Source organism: Bifidobacterium sp. ESL0690 (genome assembly GCF_029392315.1).
Lineage (GTDB): Bacteria > Actinomycetota > Actinomycetes > Actinomycetales > Bifidobacteriaceae > Bifidobacterium.
This window is the reverse complement of sequence record NZ_CP113939.1, coordinates 406,125-421,863: the sequence shown is the minus strand read 5'-3', so window position 1 is coordinate 421,863 and position 15,739 is coordinate 406,125. Positions and strand designations below refer to the sequence as shown.

The window sequence follows — 15,739 nt, the reverse complement described above, 5'->3', positions numbered from 1 at the left end:
TGGTCTTGAAATTCCAGATACGAATTGAGTAATGAATTTCTTTTAAAACTACCGAATGGCTATTTTTCAATGTTGGACAGCAAGATGCTGCGGCACTTGATGATGCATTAGATCATGACGAATCCGAAACGACCACTGCGAATCCTGCGAAACCCCGGACGAAATATTGTGGGCCTCGGATTTCTGCGACATCTCCCGAGACGCGGTATCAATCACCGATTGACGCTCGCTTTCCTGCCGCTCAAGGTTGGCGAGGGTGCGCCGCATCCGCTTGATGCCCTCGAGGTCTTTGCGAACGGTGTCGGGAATATCGACGGTCGTGCCCGCATCCTCGACCCAACGCACCGGGAATATATAGGTAGGCAGATTGCAGGTCTGTGCAAGCGTCAAGAGCTCAGTGTCGAAGAACCACTCGTTGTCTTGTATCCTCGGCAGCAAAAACTCGGCGGCGTGGGCACTGATCGCTTTGAACCCACACTGCGCGTCTTGGAAGGTGACGCCCAGCGTCGCACGCAGCAACACGTTGTAGCTGCGGGAGATGAACTCGCGCTTGGCCGAGCGGGTGACGTGCGATTCGTCGAGCAGACGGCAGCCGCTCGCCACCTCGGCTCCCCCATTCAAAATCGAGTTGACGAGCACATCGGTCAGGCGGATATCGGTGGAGAGATCGACGTCCATATACGCCCGGACTGTCGCATGCGATTCGCTCCACGCCAATTTCAGCGCACGCCCTCGGCCTTTCGCCGGAATACGAATGGCACGGATGAATTTCGGGTACTGACGGGCCAGGCCCACCGCAATCGGCCAGGTATCATCACTACTCGCGTTGTCGGCGATGACGATGTTCCAGCTGTATAGCGGGAAATAGGACGGCTGGGATTGCGACAGAAGTCGGCTATGGCGCGGGGAACTCAGAAACCGCATCAAGGTGAGAACCGAGTCGGCGAGCTGTTCGCGTTCGTTGTAGACAGGAATGACAATGTCGGCATCCACATATGCCGGCTTCCCCACGCGTTCGGCGATGGCTAGCCGCTCGGGATTCGGCAAGTCGCGCTCGGCGACGGAAAAGCGTTCGGGAGGATTCGGCAAGTCTTGTTCGATCCTGCTTGAATCATTGATGGAGTTGAAACTGTGTTGTGCCGTTTGCGGCTGATGTAGCTTTGTCATAATCACAGTACACACGACGATTTTGGATATACGCTCAGGCAATCGTGGGACGAAGCCCGAAACCTTGCACCAATACCATGGAAATTTGCTGGATATTATCTGGATACGATAGAACGTGGGTTTGCTTACAAAAGGAGGCCTACGAAACCGGCACGAAAATGGCCCCGGTACAAACCGAGGCCATCATCAAAACGGATAATTTACTCCTACTTATGAAGAGCACGCGCACATCAGGCTTTCCGCAATGTCGTGTCGGAAACCGTTAGGGAAGCGCCTGAGCCGCTTGAAGCTAGGCTATTAGCAGTATTTAATGCCGAGCTTCCGGAACTGGCCGAAGTATTCGTTTGTGATGAGCTTGTTCCACTGGCACCGCTTCGAGAGGAATCAGACGTGCCGCTACGTGACCTTCCGGAGGACCTTGTGCCGCCACCGTTTTGAGAATCGGATCCGCCGAACATGTCCGAGCCGCCCGTGGAGCCCATTGTGTCGGATTGGCTCGAGTCGTCAGAGGAGCCAGACCCGTCCGACTGACCGGAATTACCGGACATTCCAGATCCGTCCTGACCGGACTGACCCGACTGACCGCCTCCATCCATCGATTCGCCGCTGGCTCCGGGCATCTGGCCCATGCCTCGACGACCCTGACCTGAAGGCATCTGTCGTTCCATTTGCTGACTATGCGAAGGAACAACCGCTTGCGCCGTTGCGAATCCACCAATCGCGCCGCCTGCCAAGCCGCATACGAGAGCGATACCAATAATCGCGCCCCACATCTTACCGGAATGCTCTTTCGGTTTTTGGCCAGCGTTGCCCAACGGGTTGGCGGCCGCAAAACTACCGGCACCGCCAGGTTCACCCTTGGCTGCAAAGCTCGCTCCACCTACCGGCTGACCGTTCGCAGCGAAACCATTTCCACCCATCGGCTGTGTGTATGCAGCGAAACTCGGATTGCCAACGGGTTGGCCGTTCCCTACGAAACCCGGAGCGCCAACCGGTTGGCCGTCCGGCCCGAGGTCTTCGCCGTTCATCGCCGAATATGGTGGATATGCGGCGGTGGCAGCGGTATTTGCACCGGTGTTGTTCCCACCACCATTCGAAGCATTGCTGCCAGCACGCATGTTCATGGTCGCGTCAGCAGCGTTCGTGGCTGCACTTTCATCATTCGCCACGGTTTCACCATTCTTGTTGGTTTCACGATTCACGTTCTGGCCGTTCATTGCGTTGTTGTTCGTTGCGCTGACATTCATATCGTCGTTCGTATTCTTGTCCATCATGATGCTCCTGTTCGTATTTCTGCGGGTCTGACCGATATCGGCAGACGAATCGAATAACTATCTATCGGCGAGACAGCCACCTGCACCCCCACAAACCGCAAGTGTCTGATCGTCTCGGCCGAAAAGCGGGAAACGGATAGCCGTCTACCCGCCTTTCTGCGCCGGATAAACATATTGAACAATGTCATCATGGGCGGGCGCTGTGCCGAAGCCCAAGAAATCCAACTATTTTCGGCAGATATTGTTGAATGTAAGCTGAATGGTTGCTGGATTTGCTTGGCCTGCGAGCCTGCAAGTCTACGAAACTACAACACTGCAGGCCTGCAGACCCACGAACTGCGAGCCACAAGTTTGCGAACTTATGAACCCGCGTGCCTGCAAGCCTGCAAAGCCCACATCCAGTGAACATTGTCTCCCGGGGCTTCCAAACTTACGAAACCCCGGAATCCAACGATGCCAACGCTTTTAATTATCTGTGCCGCGGACAGTACCGGTTGCCTTTGAAAACTTCCAGCAGAATCGCACCGAAGAGGAACGCACCTGCAACCAGCAGCAACAAGGTGATGGATGCGCCGCTGATGACCAAAGTCTCCCGTCGGCCATTCCAATCATCCATATTGGAGGCCACGGGCCGCATCACGCTCATGACGTTGCCGTCGATTTCGGCGCTTGGCTTGCCCATGCCCTGAGTGAATGATTTCATGCCCACGAACCCGCTTTCTTCGGGTGAAAGTTGCACATCCTGTCGAATGACTCGGCCGGAAGCGGCCTTATCAACGCCCCGCTTTCCAAGCGAAATCCGGGAACCAGAACCCGAACCTGAACCACCCACGGAACTCAGCGTAAGCGCAGAACCCGGTAAAGAAGTCAGAGATGAAGGTGCGGGCACAGACGCGAATCCGGCAGCAGATGCGAAAGCAGATGCAAGTGCCGCAGAAGCGAAACCAGACACGGCCGTAGAAGCAGAACCGCTACCGTGCGTAGCCGCAATGCCTGAGGCATCCCTTTTGGCGATGCCGTTGCCAGAATCCTCGCCCCACGGGTCACGGTCCACCGCAGGCAATTCCTCCAGCGGTAGGCCCGTGACTTTTGCGCGGTCCCGGTGCTTGAACGAGACATCCTTCAACGTGCCGATGACATCGACATGGTCGCCGGGTCGCAGCACCAACGTCGACCAGTTTCGGGGATATTTGAGACTCGCAATCGCCCCGTCCCCGGAAATGGTGGTATCGGTGATTTCCAGATCCTTGGCCCGGAATACCGCGCCATGGCCGTTCTCGCTTTTGCTGGTGTTGGTGACGGTGAAGACGATATCGGCGTCGCTCATCGTCATCAGCAACGAGTCATCGGGCTCGTCGCGGTCGCCTGTCGACCAGCCGCTGGACTTGTCCCACTTTTCGATATGCAGGCTCGGGGTGAGTTCCGGCGTGCGTGTCCACACAACATTCGATTCGTTGAACTTATCGTTCATGGTCTCACTGAACTTGTTCTCGTGGCGGTCGGTCGCCTTGAGCCTACGAACCTGCAGGTAGGCGCACCATCCTTGCTCGTGCGCAGAATCCGCAGAGACCAGGGCGCGGTAGGCCGGCGTGGCAACGACACTCAACGTGCCGTCCCCCGCCGCTTGCAAGGTGAACATGTCGCCGCCAAGCCGCGAGCTGTCGAATCCGTTGCCTGCAATCCTATGGCCTTTCCCTGCGAGCACGCTGCCATCGCCGGCATGCAGATCCCGCGTGGCATAGACCGCCCATTGACCGGTGTATTCGTCGTAATCCGGGTCAAGCTTGTCGACGATACTCCATTTTTCGACGGAAGTATAGGCACGATTGGCCGGCAGCACGGAACTGTCGAGACGATAAAGGAATGCGCCACCTTTGTAGATGCTCGAACCGTTGACCGATTCTCCGCCCACCATCACGACCACATCCTTTGCCGGATTGATGGGCTTGAGCGGGTTGGAGACCTGGTTGCTCTTCTTGCGCACATTGTTCTCGACCTGCGTGACCTTGTTTTTCACCACATAGCCATCCGTAATCTTCTGCACAACGTACGGCAGAGTGATGTGGTAGCACTGGCCCAGAAGCGTCTGGTCAATCGCAGGATCGGCAAGCGGGTCATGGCTATCCGAGGCCGCGTAGGCCTTGAGATCGGTGGGCTGCGGGTCACCGTTGACGGTTTCGCCGGAAGCCGCCACAAACGTATCGACACGTTTCGCGAAGACGTAGAGCACTCCATCGAGCACCTGGATATTGAATTTCGCGGTGTAGTCGCGTCCGTCGTCGCCAATCACCGTGATGCCGGTGGGATCAACCTTGAGGTATTCCTCATCGAAATCGTCGACGACACCGAGCTTCCACACGTTGTAGGCCTGCCCGACCTGTGTGGCATCCAGATCGATGACGTAGTTGCCGGTATCGCCCAGCAGCAGTGTCTTCCCATCGATGGAAACGGCGGGATCGCCCTGCTTCGAACTCTGGAAATCATGCTTGACGGGGTTCAGCGCAGGCGGGATATTGAATACCTCATTGCTTGGCGTCACCGAGTTGTTCAAGGTGAGCATCCACTGGTTACCGACCCTGTGGTCAGTGGAAGCATCGGCCGAAACCGTGCCCTCGAACCGCAGCTGCAAACGCGGCGTTCCCCCGGCCTGCCACTGCGAAATGAGCGCCATATCCGTGATGGACACAACAACCTCATGCGCGGCATCGTCCCACCTGGTTATGTATTTCGACTTGGGGACCATGCGTCCGCTGTTGAGATCCATGAGTTCAAGTGTCTGCTTGTCTGGTTTCAGGTAGCGGTCGTAGCGGTCGGTAAACGCGATGGTCTTCACGACGTAGGCCAGAGAAGGCAGATGCGGTTGGGTGTCCAAATCGTATTCGAGCTTTTGACCGGGATAGACCACCTTGCCATCCACCGAATCCTGCGAACCACCTTGCGACGCCTCGCTGACCACGTCCTTCTTCACCGGAGGCAGATAGCCGTAGATCTTCGGCAAGTTGGTGTCCTTGCCCTGCCTGTTGATAAGGATTGAGGCCGTATTGAGCAGATCCGCCCCTGCGGGATCCGTGCCGAAAGCAAGTTCGTCGCCGGGGTTCTTGTGGAAGTCCTCACGTACTTTCGCAATACCCTCACCGTTGCCGTAGTTGGCGACAAACGGAACGAACATAGTAATCTGCACGGCACCGACATGACGAGAGAAATCAGCAAGCCAATCGGCCTTGGCCGTGGCCGTGATTCTCGTACCGTCCTGGGTAACGTTGAATCGCCTGGTGATATCAGAGCCGGCGATATTGTTGATGGCATCGACGCTTGACTGGCTGCTTGTGCCGGCGGGCGCCATATAGATGCGCATCTTGGAAATCGCCTGCGGGTCGACAAGATAGTCGGCCTTCGCATAGTCATCGGTCAGCGAAAGTTTACTGACACCGTATTCCAGCACACTCGGATTGGTTATCGGAAGATTGACCACCGCTCCCAGCTGATCACCGTCGAGGAAGGTAAGATTATCGGCACCGGTCGCGTTGCTTTTGGCCGGGTCAATCACCAGTTTCCACCTGCCCGATTCGTTGAGCCGCACCCAGCTTTTGTCCGGATTCGGGCTCCACACATGCACTTGCGGCATGTTCGTGGCGGCCGTTTTCCCGTTCCATTGCTCGCTACCCTTGTTGACGATGGTGGCGGTGGTATGCGCATCGACGTCTTTGCGCATGACTCCGGTAAGAACAAGCTTTACCCTGCGATCCCGCGCCTGTTTGCCGCTGCCAGCCAGAATTGCAGGTTTGGCGGTAGCCGTGGTGACGTGGCCGCTGGTCTCAATACTGAAGCCGGCGCTGCGATCGACACCATCGACGTAAACCCTGGCCTGATTATTGGGGAAGTCGACGTATTGTGCGGCTTGAGACCAGTCGTCAATTATGGCATATTGGTTCAAATCCTTGGCAAGGTTCTTGGGCAACGTTCCATTGACGACCACAACCGCATCGTCGCCGGTAACGTAGGTCTTGTTGTCTGCAGCCACGGCATTGGTGTGGTTGTGATCACTGGTGGACTGCGCCTCCTGACCGTCTTTGACCCACGCCTTGTCGGGGTTCGGGCTGTGGACCAGCACAGGCGGCCTGTTGGTGGATGCATCCTGTCCGTTCCACTTTTCGTCACCCGAATTGGTCATCGATATCGCATCGGTGGCTGTGGTTTCGAGCTTGAAAGTACCGTCCAGCACGAGTTTCACCGAGCGATCGGCGGGCTGATGGGCACTACCGGCAAGGATGGAAGGCCGCGCGGTGGCGGTGGTCTTCGACCCGCTGGTCGTCACGGTGAAATCAGCGGTTCGGTCGATGCCGTCCACGTACACTTTGGCGTTTGCATTGGGAAAATTCACGTAACGAGACGCATCCGACCAGTCATCGGTCAACGAATATTGCGAAAGATCTTCCACCAAACCTTTTGGCAATGTACCATTTACCACGCTGGAAACCCGGTCTCCCGGCACGAAGGTTCTGCCGTCCGAACCGGCATGATTCGTATGGTTCGGGTCGGCTGTGGCGAGCGCCTCATTCGGGTCGGTGGTCCAAGCCTTGTCCGGATTCGGGTTTCTGGTCGGGAACTGGTAATGCGCCGTATCCACGAAAGGTTTCCGGTTCCATGCCACCGAAGCGGTGTCCCCTACCATATTCACATTCGGATTGTGCACGGTCACTTTGAATGCGAATTTGAAAACATGGTTGAGAGGCATCTCGCCGGCGCTCTGTGAACGATCAGCCGTGACGGCATTCGCAGACTGATCCCAATTCATCGTAAATTGGCTTGACACGTTCGAGTTCGCGTTGGTATCGGTCACCTTCATATCGGAGACGCTGTAATTAACGCCATTGGGCGCAATCGCATCCTTGAAATGCATCTCATAGCCGCCGCGCCCGGTATCGGATTCAATCGTGGTCGTATTGACCATGTTGTTCGTGCTGGTGCCTTCCTGCACGTTCTTTACCGGCGCTGCAGGAGCGGACGAGGAAACATACCATTTCTCGGAGGCATCAGCGGAACCCATATGCGAAGCGGCCACGCTCATCTTGCCTTGTTTTCCGACACTCACATCGAACCAGTACTGGCCCTCCTGCCAATGGGTCATGCCCAGATCCGAGGGCGAGAACGAAGGGGACGAGGAATCGCCGTTGTTATGAATTCCACCGGTTTTCTGCGATCCTTCGACCGACACATATCCGTCGGGCTGACCTGCGTAGTGCAAGGTCACATCCGCATTGACATCCTCAAAGATCGGTGAACCGTTGTTGCTCGCGTGAATCGTATCGCGGATGGTATTCGTCGCACCCACGACCAAGCCAGACGGCGCCTGCTGAGAAGTCGACACCGTCAGGTCATACTCTGGAATCTTCGGCTCGAACTTATTGAGCATGATCACCACAATCGACACGTCATCCGAGGCATACTGATCCACCAAAGAATTCACCGACGTGCCAGGCTGATCCGCAAAAATATCTGCGGTGGTATATGGCACTCCTGCGTTACTGTAAGTCCCACCGGCAACCTGAGTAGCCCAGTTATTTGTCCATACACTTCTGGGATTATGAACCTGCCCACTAAATTCTTTGCTTGGCCCGGTCATGGTGCCTACAGCGACCACTCGGCAATCACCGTCCCCTTGACCAGGATGCGCCTCGTGGAAACGGTTGGTGCAATTGGTGTTCGCCTCGTCCAACGCTTGTTGGGCCACGGCCGTGCCGATGCCCATTGTCACACCCATCTGCGAAAACGCTGCAGTAATGGATGACATGGAATATCCGCCGAAACCGCCGTCGTTATTGTCTTTGTATGCCCATTGCTGGGAGACTTCCATGGTTCCTCCGCCACCACCACCGGCCGAGCCGCCACCACCACCGGCATACGCTGTGCCCGGAAGCAATGTCACCAAAGCCATGGCACCAGCAAGTGAACAAGCCAGAAGCCTGGAAGCCCTAGATTTGCTTTTTTGCATCCTCATATAGCCCTCCGCTATCATTGAGGAAGAGGGCAATTTGTCCTCTTCCAAATATTGGAGCCGTCGCCCTTCGTTCCGATCCGCCAAGAAAGAGACGAAGGGTGACAGCATTACTTCAAAAATCAGCCAATGCCGCAAACACCGGCAGCATTACATCCATTGCCCAACGGAACCTGATGAGCCATCCATTCCTCAAAGCTGTTGTAGCCACCGACATGAAAACCATTTGCCAAATCATTCTGCGACGATGAAGACGAGCCACCAGCTGGTTGTCTCTGCGGTTGAGATGCCCAATTTTGTGCTTGCTGCTGTGCCGCTTGGGCCGCCTGAGCCGCTTGGGCCGCCGCCTGAGCCTGCGCTGCAGCTTGTGCATCTGCCGCCGCCTTCGCCTGCACACTCGCATTAACCCCATTCACCGCGCCATCGAGCGCCTGCGAAGTCTGCTGCAAATCAGCGAGTTTCGACTTTTCATTGCCAACCAGCCCGTTGGCCGCATCAATCTGCTGCGAAAGGGCCGTACGGGTGGCATCATCAGCCACGTTGCCAGCCGATGAATCCAGCAGCTGCTTCGCCTGCCCTGCTTTCGCGCTCAATCCGTCACGTACGTCTTTCAAGGTTTTTGCGTCTTTGCTCGCCAGCACTGCTTTCGCCGATTTTTCAACGTTCGCACGCGCTGTCTTCAGTACCTGCAGCGATGAGCTGGCCCCGTTTTGTTGGTTTTGGGCACCTCCCGGAGAAGTGGCGTTACAGATAGGTACGTCCTTGTTCGTCAATCCGGTCAGCTTCTTTTGATCCTTTTGCAGCGCTTCCCAGGTCTTAGCATCGGCGACATCTGTTTTCTCCACTTCCTGCGACTCATTGGCATCCTTGTCAAGAGGCGTTTTTGCAAGCCGCCGAATCTGCACCACGGATTGCCGGCAGTCTGAAAGCGCTTCTTCCCTTATGTGAACGCTCCAAGCCAACCCGCCAGCAACGCCTGCCACAACGAGAGCCACTACAGCAATGACGGCAATCCATACCGCACGTCGTTTCCAGAATGGCTTCGTGCCGTCATCGGAAACAGCGTCGCCTTCGTCCGGTTCGTCATCGCTGACACTGAGCAAATCTGCCTGAACATCCGTTTCGGCAGGAGGCGGCACATCCTTCTCACCACGCTCGTCGGCGGTCTGTTCCGATTTCGCTTCGTCGTTCATTCTCTTCTCACTTCCTGTTTGCAAACTGATAGTGCCATCGTCGCACAATTTCACAGATTTCCGCGTCGATTTCAGGCACTGTGGTCGAATGATAGGGGTCCCGGCGTGTTGTGGATAACTCGATTTTCACTATCCACATTTCGCCGTTTTCAGGTCATCTTTGCCCGATCCGTCCACATAGTTATTAACTATTTTCCATCCGGGAAAATAGTCATACACAAATTCTACCATTTTGCCCAAAAATGCCGAAAGCCATCAAACCCGCCTTTTACAATGAACAATACAAAACGATTCAGTGACTACAAAAGACAAGGCGGGAAGATCATGGCAGCCAACGCAACCAATCACGAATTCAGCGAGCCGGCCACGCCCAGCCTCCCTGTTAGCGTTCCGGGCCAATTCGGACGAATAGTTATCCTCTCCATCACCCCGTGCGAGGAACGCTGCATATTCCCAGCACGCGTGGAACTCGGCGAGATGTTTACCGTCACCGCACAGATTTTCATTGAAGGCCGCAGCCGTACCGGCGCCACCGCAGTCTTGCACGACCTGCAGGGGGAGGTCAGGCAGCGCGTGGCCATGAAGTGCATCAATCCCGGTCTTGATTTATGGAAAGCCGAGCTTAGCACCGGGCAGCCCAGCGATATCAAACCTTGGGAAAAAGGCTTCGATAACGTCCAGCGACAACTCGGCGAATGGACAGTCACGCTGGAAGGCTGGGAGGACGTGTATGCCTCGTGGCTCGCCGACGCCCGGATCAAGGTCGACGTCAATGATGATGCCGAAAATGCACTGATTTCGGGCTCTCAATTGCTGGAACGCTGGGCAGAGAGTAAGGACGCCAAGCTCGATAGCGCACAGCAAGATATCTTGCGCAAAGCAGCCGGACAGCTCACCGACAATACGATGAATATCAAGGAACGCCTTGCTGCCGCCGACAATCCGGCCATTGCAGCGCTTCATCGCTCGAATCCGTTGCGCGATGGACTCACCACGAGCACCCCACAACGTTTTAAGGTCGAACGCCCCGAATCGAGCTTCACCGCGTGGTACCAGTTCTTCCCGCGATCCGAAGGTGCCACCCGCAATCCGGAAACCGGCGAAATCACACAGGGAACGCTTAAAACCGCATTGTCCGGACTCGACCGTGCCAAAGCCGAAGGGTTCGACGTGGTCTATCTGCCGCCAATCTTCCCTATCGGCGTCACCAATCGCAAGGGTCGCAACAACGCCCTGGTCGCGGGAACGAATGACCCCGGCTCCCCCTTCGGCATCGGCTCCTCATTTGGCGGGCATGATACGGTCGACCCGTTGCTCGGCACGATGGACGATTTCAAGGCGTTCTGCGCCTACGCGCACAAGCTAGGCTTGGAAATCGCGCTGGACTTCGCCCTGCAGTGCTCGCCCGACCACCCGTGGGTTCGCGAACACCCGAACTGGTTCCGCCACAAGCCTGACGGCACCATCGCATTCGCCGAGAACCCGCCGAAGAAGTATCAGGACATCTACCCCATCGATTTCAACATCGACATGCCCGGCATCGAACGCGAGACCGAACGTATCATGGATCTTTGGATTTCCGCCGGCGTCACGATATTCCGTATCGATAATCCACACACCAAGCCGGTGCGCTTCTGGCAAGACGTTATCGAAGCCGTTCAGCGCAAACACCCCGAAATTCTTTTCCTCGCCGAAGCCTTCACCCGCCCGGCCATCATGCGGGCGCTGAGCCTGGCCGGTTTTACCCAGTCGCACAGCTATTTCCCCTGGCGCAACACCAAGGATGAAGTGGCCGAATACCTGCAGACCACCAACAGCGACGAGGCCTACTACCAGCACAACACGTTCTGGCCCACTACGCCCGACATTTTGACGGATTATCTGCGCGACAACGGCACGGAAGGCCACAAGGTCCGCGCGGTACTTGCTGCCATGGGTTCGCCTTCTTGGGGCATCTACAACGGCTATGAACTGGTGGAAAATCGCCAGCAAGAGGGACGCGAGGAACAGGCCGACAACGAGAAATACGAAATCAAGGTTCGTGATTGGAGCGAGGCCGAGGAATACGGCATCGCCGAGCTTCTGACCGACCTCAACTGCATCCGTCGCGCCCATCCCGCCTGCCACAGTTATCACGATTTGACAATGCTCTGGACCAGCGATCCAAATGTTGTCGCCTTCGCGCGGCACATCCCAGCCAATCTCAACGAATCCGGCACGGACGATACCCTCATCGTCGCGGTAAATCTCGATTGCAAGTCAGCCCATACCTCGGAGATCAACTTCGACCCGGCGCTCCTCGGCCTGCCCCGCGACCACACCTTCGACGTTCACGACGAACTTGGCGACGGCACCTTCACTTGGTCCAGCAACAACACAGTCACCCTCGACCCCATCGAACGCCCGGCCTATATCTTCACAGTTAACACAGCACAAGAAGAATGACCATGGATTCCATATCGGGTCGCCCAGCCACCATCGGCGAGTATCTGCGCTAGACTTGGTTTCGGTAACAAAACCGTACATGCAACGTACGTAAGGCACGTTCAAAAGGAGCAAACATGGCTGAAACGTTCAATGTTCTCGTTGAGATTCCGCGCGGATCGAAGAACAAGTATGAGATGGACGAGGAGACCGGCCGCATCAAGCTCGACCGCACCCTCTTCACCGCGATGGGCTATCCGGATGACTACGGCTACATCGAGGACACGCTGGGCGAGGACGGCGATCCGCTCGATGCGCTCGTCATGATTCCGAACTCGGTTTTCCCGGGCTGCGAAATCAAGTGCCGCGCCGTGGCGCTCTATCACATGGAAGACGAAGAGGGCGGCGACGACAAGGTGCTGTGCGTGCCTGCCGACGTACGTTTCGACGACATCAAGGATGTCGATGACGTCAACGAGTATCACAAGGCCGAAATCAAGCACTTCTTCGAGCAGTACAAGGCTCTGGAGCCCGGCAAGGAAGTCATGCCCGGCGATTACTGGACCGGCGTCGAAGAGGCCGAAAAGCAGATCGTCGCCGCTCGCGAGCGCCTCGCCGCTTCCAAGAAGTGAGACAAAATACTAAGCTAAGCGACAACCGAACATCACTGAAATATCATTGAGACTTGATTATCGCTGACAAAGTAAAAGGGACACGGATTGACTCCGGTCCCTTTTCTTTTCATGGAGTTATGTCTAAAAAACGTTGCTTAGATATAGACCAGAATGCAGCGCTTAAGAGCGGAGTTGACCTTGCAAGAGTATGCGTTTCGTACTATTTTCTCTACTGCAACCACGATTAAGAAAATTATCCAATAGATTATTTTTTCTTCATTCCTAGAGTATGCCCGGCGATATAACGCCCTTGAATAAGCATCTGGCTGGTCGCCTGTGATCCATCCAGAATTTTCTGACAAATCATGTTCACCGCCGATTCTGCCAATTTGGCGACAGGCTGTTCCACTGTCGTCAATCCCAGCAACGACGAGCGGTACGCCCCCATGCCATCAAAACCAGTGACTGATATATCTTCCGGACAGCGCAGTCCGATAGTGTCGAAATATTCAAGAATAGCCAAGGCAATCGCGTCATTACCAGCCATAATCGCCGTCGCGCCGGCGTCAATGGCCTCATCGACCGCTCGATAAAGCGGCTCTCCCAAATCCGACTGAATCGACAAGATATGGGTCTGCGCGCCCGAGATAACCAGTTGTGTCAGGAAATTCGCCGTCCTGGCATGCAACGCCGAAGTAAGCGGACTCGTGGAGGCCGTCACGGCGATACAAGTATGTCCATGCTCAACCACCTGCTGCGCCAAATCGCATTCGGATTGCGGGTCGATACGCACGGAATTCAGAGTCGGCAAATCAAGCCCGGTCGCCAGGGCGATGGTCGGCACAAATTTCGCCGCATATTCGGCTACCGATGCCGCCACACGGCCCGAGGAAATGATGATGCCACCCACACTATGACCCAAAAGGCAACGGACAGCCCGCATCTGACTTTCCAAGTTGTCTTCGCAAGAAACGATAAGCAGGTCGAAACCAGCCTTTGCTGCTTGGTTGCGAACATGCGAAGCCACAGCACCATAGAAATGGTTGCCCAAATCGCGAATAAGCAACCCGATGGTCATGGTCTGGGTGGTGGCGAGCGAAACAGCACCAAGATTGCGCACATAGCCCAATGAATCCGCGGCTTTCAACACAGCGGAACGAGCTTCTTCACTCACGTTCGTGCTATTGTTCAGCACCCTAGAAACAGTGGCGGGAGAGACCTTCGCAAGACGCGCGACATCCGTCATACTTACACGACGCCTGCGCTGTTGCATGGCCTCTCCCTTATTCGTTTCGAGGAATGAATAAACCTATTTTACTCCAAGGTGCCATTCTTTCATTTTCCTGAAACGGAATACGCCTTCCTGCGGTGACTGATTGACAGCCACCATCCAGGCCCTGCTCACATGCATCGTCGTTTCGACCGATACTTCATCCAGGATTTTTTGGACTTTTGCATCGGTGTGTGCGTCGGTGTCACTCGAACAATAAGCGAGAGTGTAATGTGGCCCAAACGGCTGATCGGTGAGCGAATCGCCCAACCCGCTGGCACTGAAGGCGTCTCTGATGGCATCAACCAACTTCTGCCATTCAACGCCGTCCTTGCCGACTACTTCAATGGCGGCCTGTCGAACCTGCGGTTTGTTGAAGGCAACGTCAAAGGCGCTCAACGCCCCAATTCTGGAGGTGAGTTCCTCGTCAAGTTGCTTCCATTGCTCATCGCTAATCTCGTCACGATACAGGTCGAAACGTTGCAGTGTCATATGCAGATAGTCCACCGGCTGAACCGCCAGACCCGCGATGTCGGCCAGAGCTCGATCCTCCATCTTCGCCTTTTCCGTCACCTTTTCGTGAGGTTCAGGCAAGGCATAAAGATGAATGGCCCCGTCCAGTCTTCTCCACTTCGTATCGGCCCTATCAAAAAAACGACGCATCAGTCCTTAACACCCTTGCTTTCAGGAACAGCCCATAGACCTTCTTCATCCACCGCGCAAACCACGGAATCGTTGTTGTGCAGAGGCGTGGAAACGCCCGGCGCACTGCCGGTCAAATGGCCGACCTTGGATTCCAGTTCATAATGCACGGCCTCCCCGTCGAACGCGGAAGAGGTAATGGTGGCCGGAATCTCAAGATGTGCTCCGACCGACTGTTCATGAACAGTGAGGTTTTCGGCACGAATCAGAATACTTACCGGCTGACCCTCAGTGAGTCCGGAGACGCCGTGAACGTTGAGTTGTCCCAGATCGGTATCAAGCAGATAGAGATCGTCCTTCTCGTTGTGAGAGATGACTCGTGCGATCTTGCCTTTCAGGAAGTTGTCGGTTCCCAGGAAGGAGGCGACGAACTTGTTGATCGGCCTGTGGTAAATCTCCCAGGGGCTGCCCACTTGCTCGACCTTGCCGGCGCTCATCACGACGATGACATCGGCCATGGTCAGAGCTTCGGACTGGTCGTGGGTCACGAAGATGGCGGTGATGCCAAGCTTCTGCTGCAGCTGACGAATCTCGCCACGCATCTTGACCCTCAGTCGAGCGTCCAAATTGGAAAGGGGCTCATCGAAGAGAATGATTTTCGGCTCCATGACCAGCGCGCGAGCCAGAGCCACACGCTGCTGCTGACCACCGGAAAGCTGGTTCGGATAACGATCGGCATAATCCTGAATACCCATCATCTTCAATGCGGCATCAGCCCGCTGCTTGCATTCGGCCTTGCTCATCTTCTTGAGTTTCAGGCCAAATTCCACATTGCCGCTCACCGTTAGATGCGGGAACAGCGCGTAGGACTGGAACACCATCGACATCGGCCTCTTATCGGCAGTCACGTCAAGGATGCTCTTGCCATCCACCAGGATGTCGCCATCGGTAGGCTGCTCAAAGCCTGCGATCATGCGCAGCGTGGTGGTCTTTCCACAGCCCGAAGGCCCCAGAAGGGTAACGAACGTGCCAGGCGCGATATCAAGGCTTGTACCCTGTACCGCGGTGAAATCACCTTTCTTGCCCGGATAGACCTTACTGATGTTGCGTAGCGTAAGCGCGCCGGCAACAGTGCCTTTTGTAGTTGATTCTTCTGTCAT

9 protein-coding genes are annotated in these 15,739 nt (G+C 55.7%); 2 read left to right on the top strand and 7 right to left on the bottom strand.

Annotated elements, in window-relative coordinates:
• Positions 1–66: 66 nt before the first annotated feature.
• The 4 genes from OZX62_RS01505 to OZX62_RS01490 form a co-directional block, all read right to left on the bottom strand.
• Positions 67–1,167 (bottom strand): glycosyltransferase, encoded by a 1,101-nt coding sequence (locus OZX62_RS01505; RefSeq protein WP_277176288.1) that lies wholly within the window; start codon positions 1,165–1,167, stop codon positions 67–69.
• 230 nt (positions 1,168–1,397) lie between these two features.
• Entirely contained in the window at positions 1,398–2,441 is a 1,044-nt protein-coding gene (locus OZX62_RS01500) for a hypothetical protein (protein ID WP_277176287.1), read from the bottom strand.
• A gap of 469 nt (positions 2,442–2,910) precedes the next feature.
• Positions 2,911–8,439 (bottom strand): LPXTG cell wall anchor domain-containing protein, encoded by a 5,529-nt coding sequence (locus OZX62_RS01495; protein ID WP_277176286.1) that lies wholly within the window; start codon positions 8,437–8,439, stop codon positions 2,911–2,913.
• A 119-nt stretch (positions 8,440–8,558) separates the two neighbouring features.
• Complete coding sequence (locus OZX62_RS01490; RefSeq protein WP_277176285.1) at positions 8,559–9,629, bottom strand: hypothetical protein; 1,071 nt, start codon at positions 9,627–9,629, stop codon at positions 8,559–8,561.
• Between the two features lie 324 nt (positions 9,630–9,953).
• Here OZX62_RS01490 and OZX62_RS01485 point away from each other — a divergent pair, with 324 nt between their 5' ends.
• Both OZX62_RS01485 and OZX62_RS01480 read left to right on the top strand, forming a co-directional pair.
• On the top strand, positions 9,954–12,074 hold the full coding sequence (locus tag OZX62_RS01485; RefSeq protein WP_277176284.1) for a maltotransferase domain-containing protein: 2,121 nt from the start codon (positions 9,954–9,956) through the stop codon (positions 12,072–12,074).
• A gap of 116 nt (positions 12,075–12,190) precedes the next feature.
• The gene (locus OZX62_RS01480) at positions 12,191–12,685 is read left to right on the top strand and encodes an inorganic diphosphatase (RefSeq protein WP_277176283.1); all 495 of its coding nucleotides are present in this window, start codon (positions 12,191–12,193) and stop codon (positions 12,683–12,685) included.
• A gap of 247 nt (positions 12,686–12,932) precedes the next feature.
• On the opposite strand, the gene OZX62_RS01475 is transcribed toward OZX62_RS01480, so the two are convergent.
• From OZX62_RS01475 to OZX62_RS01465, 3 genes are read right to left on the bottom strand one after another with little or no spacing between them, the layout of a single operon-like run.
• Positions 12,933–13,940, bottom strand: a complete 1,008-nt coding sequence (locus tag OZX62_RS01475) for a LacI family DNA-binding transcriptional regulator (RefSeq protein ID WP_277176282.1) — start codon at positions 13,938–13,940, stop codon at positions 12,933–12,935.
• A gap of 36 nt (positions 13,941–13,976) precedes the next feature.
• On the bottom strand, positions 13,977–14,600 hold the full coding sequence (locus OZX62_RS01470; protein ID WP_277176281.1) for a 2'-5' RNA ligase family protein: 624 nt from the start codon (positions 14,598–14,600) through the stop codon (positions 13,977–13,979).
• A complete protein-coding gene (locus tag OZX62_RS01465) occupies positions 14,600–15,739 on the bottom strand; it encodes an ABC transporter ATP-binding protein (protein WP_277176280.1) in 1,140 nt (379 codons plus the stop codon). Before OZX62_RS01465 ends, OZX62_RS01470 begins: the two co-directional genes overlap by 1 nt.

Bases quoted from the DNA above. Each gene is read 5' to 3' on its own strand.
- OZX62_RS01505 (WP_277176288.1), bottom strand. From the start codon at position 1,167: ATGACAAAGCTACATCAGCCGCAAACGGCACAACACAGTTTCAACTCC.
- OZX62_RS01500 (WP_277176287.1), bottom strand. From the start codon at position 2,441: ATGATGGACAAGAATACGAACGACGATATGAATGTCAGCGCAACGAAC.
- OZX62_RS01495 (WP_277176286.1), bottom strand. From the start codon at position 8,439: ATGAGGATGCAAAAAAGCAAATCTAGGGCTTCCAGGCTTCTGGCTTGT.
- OZX62_RS01490 (WP_277176285.1), bottom strand. From the start codon at position 9,629: ATGAACGACGAAGCGAAATCGGAACAGACCGCCGACGAGCGTGGTGAG.
- OZX62_RS01485 (WP_277176284.1), top strand. From the start codon at position 9,954: ATGGCAGCCAACGCAACCAATCACGAATTCAGCGAGCCGGCCACGCCC.
- OZX62_RS01480 (WP_277176283.1), top strand. From the start codon at position 12,191: ATGGCTGAAACGTTCAATGTTCTCGTTGAGATTCCGCGCGGATCGAAG.
- OZX62_RS01475 (WP_277176282.1), bottom strand. From the start codon at position 13,940: ATGCAACAGCGCAGGCGTCGTGTAAGTATGACGGATGTCGCGCGTCTT.
- OZX62_RS01470 (WP_277176281.1), bottom strand. From the start codon at position 14,600: ATGCGTCGTTTTTTTGATAGGGCCGATACGAAGTGGAGAAGACTGGAC.
- OZX62_RS01465 (WP_277176280.1), bottom strand. From the start codon at position 15,739: ATGACAGAAGAATCAACTACAAAAGGCACTGTTGCCGGCGCGCTTACG.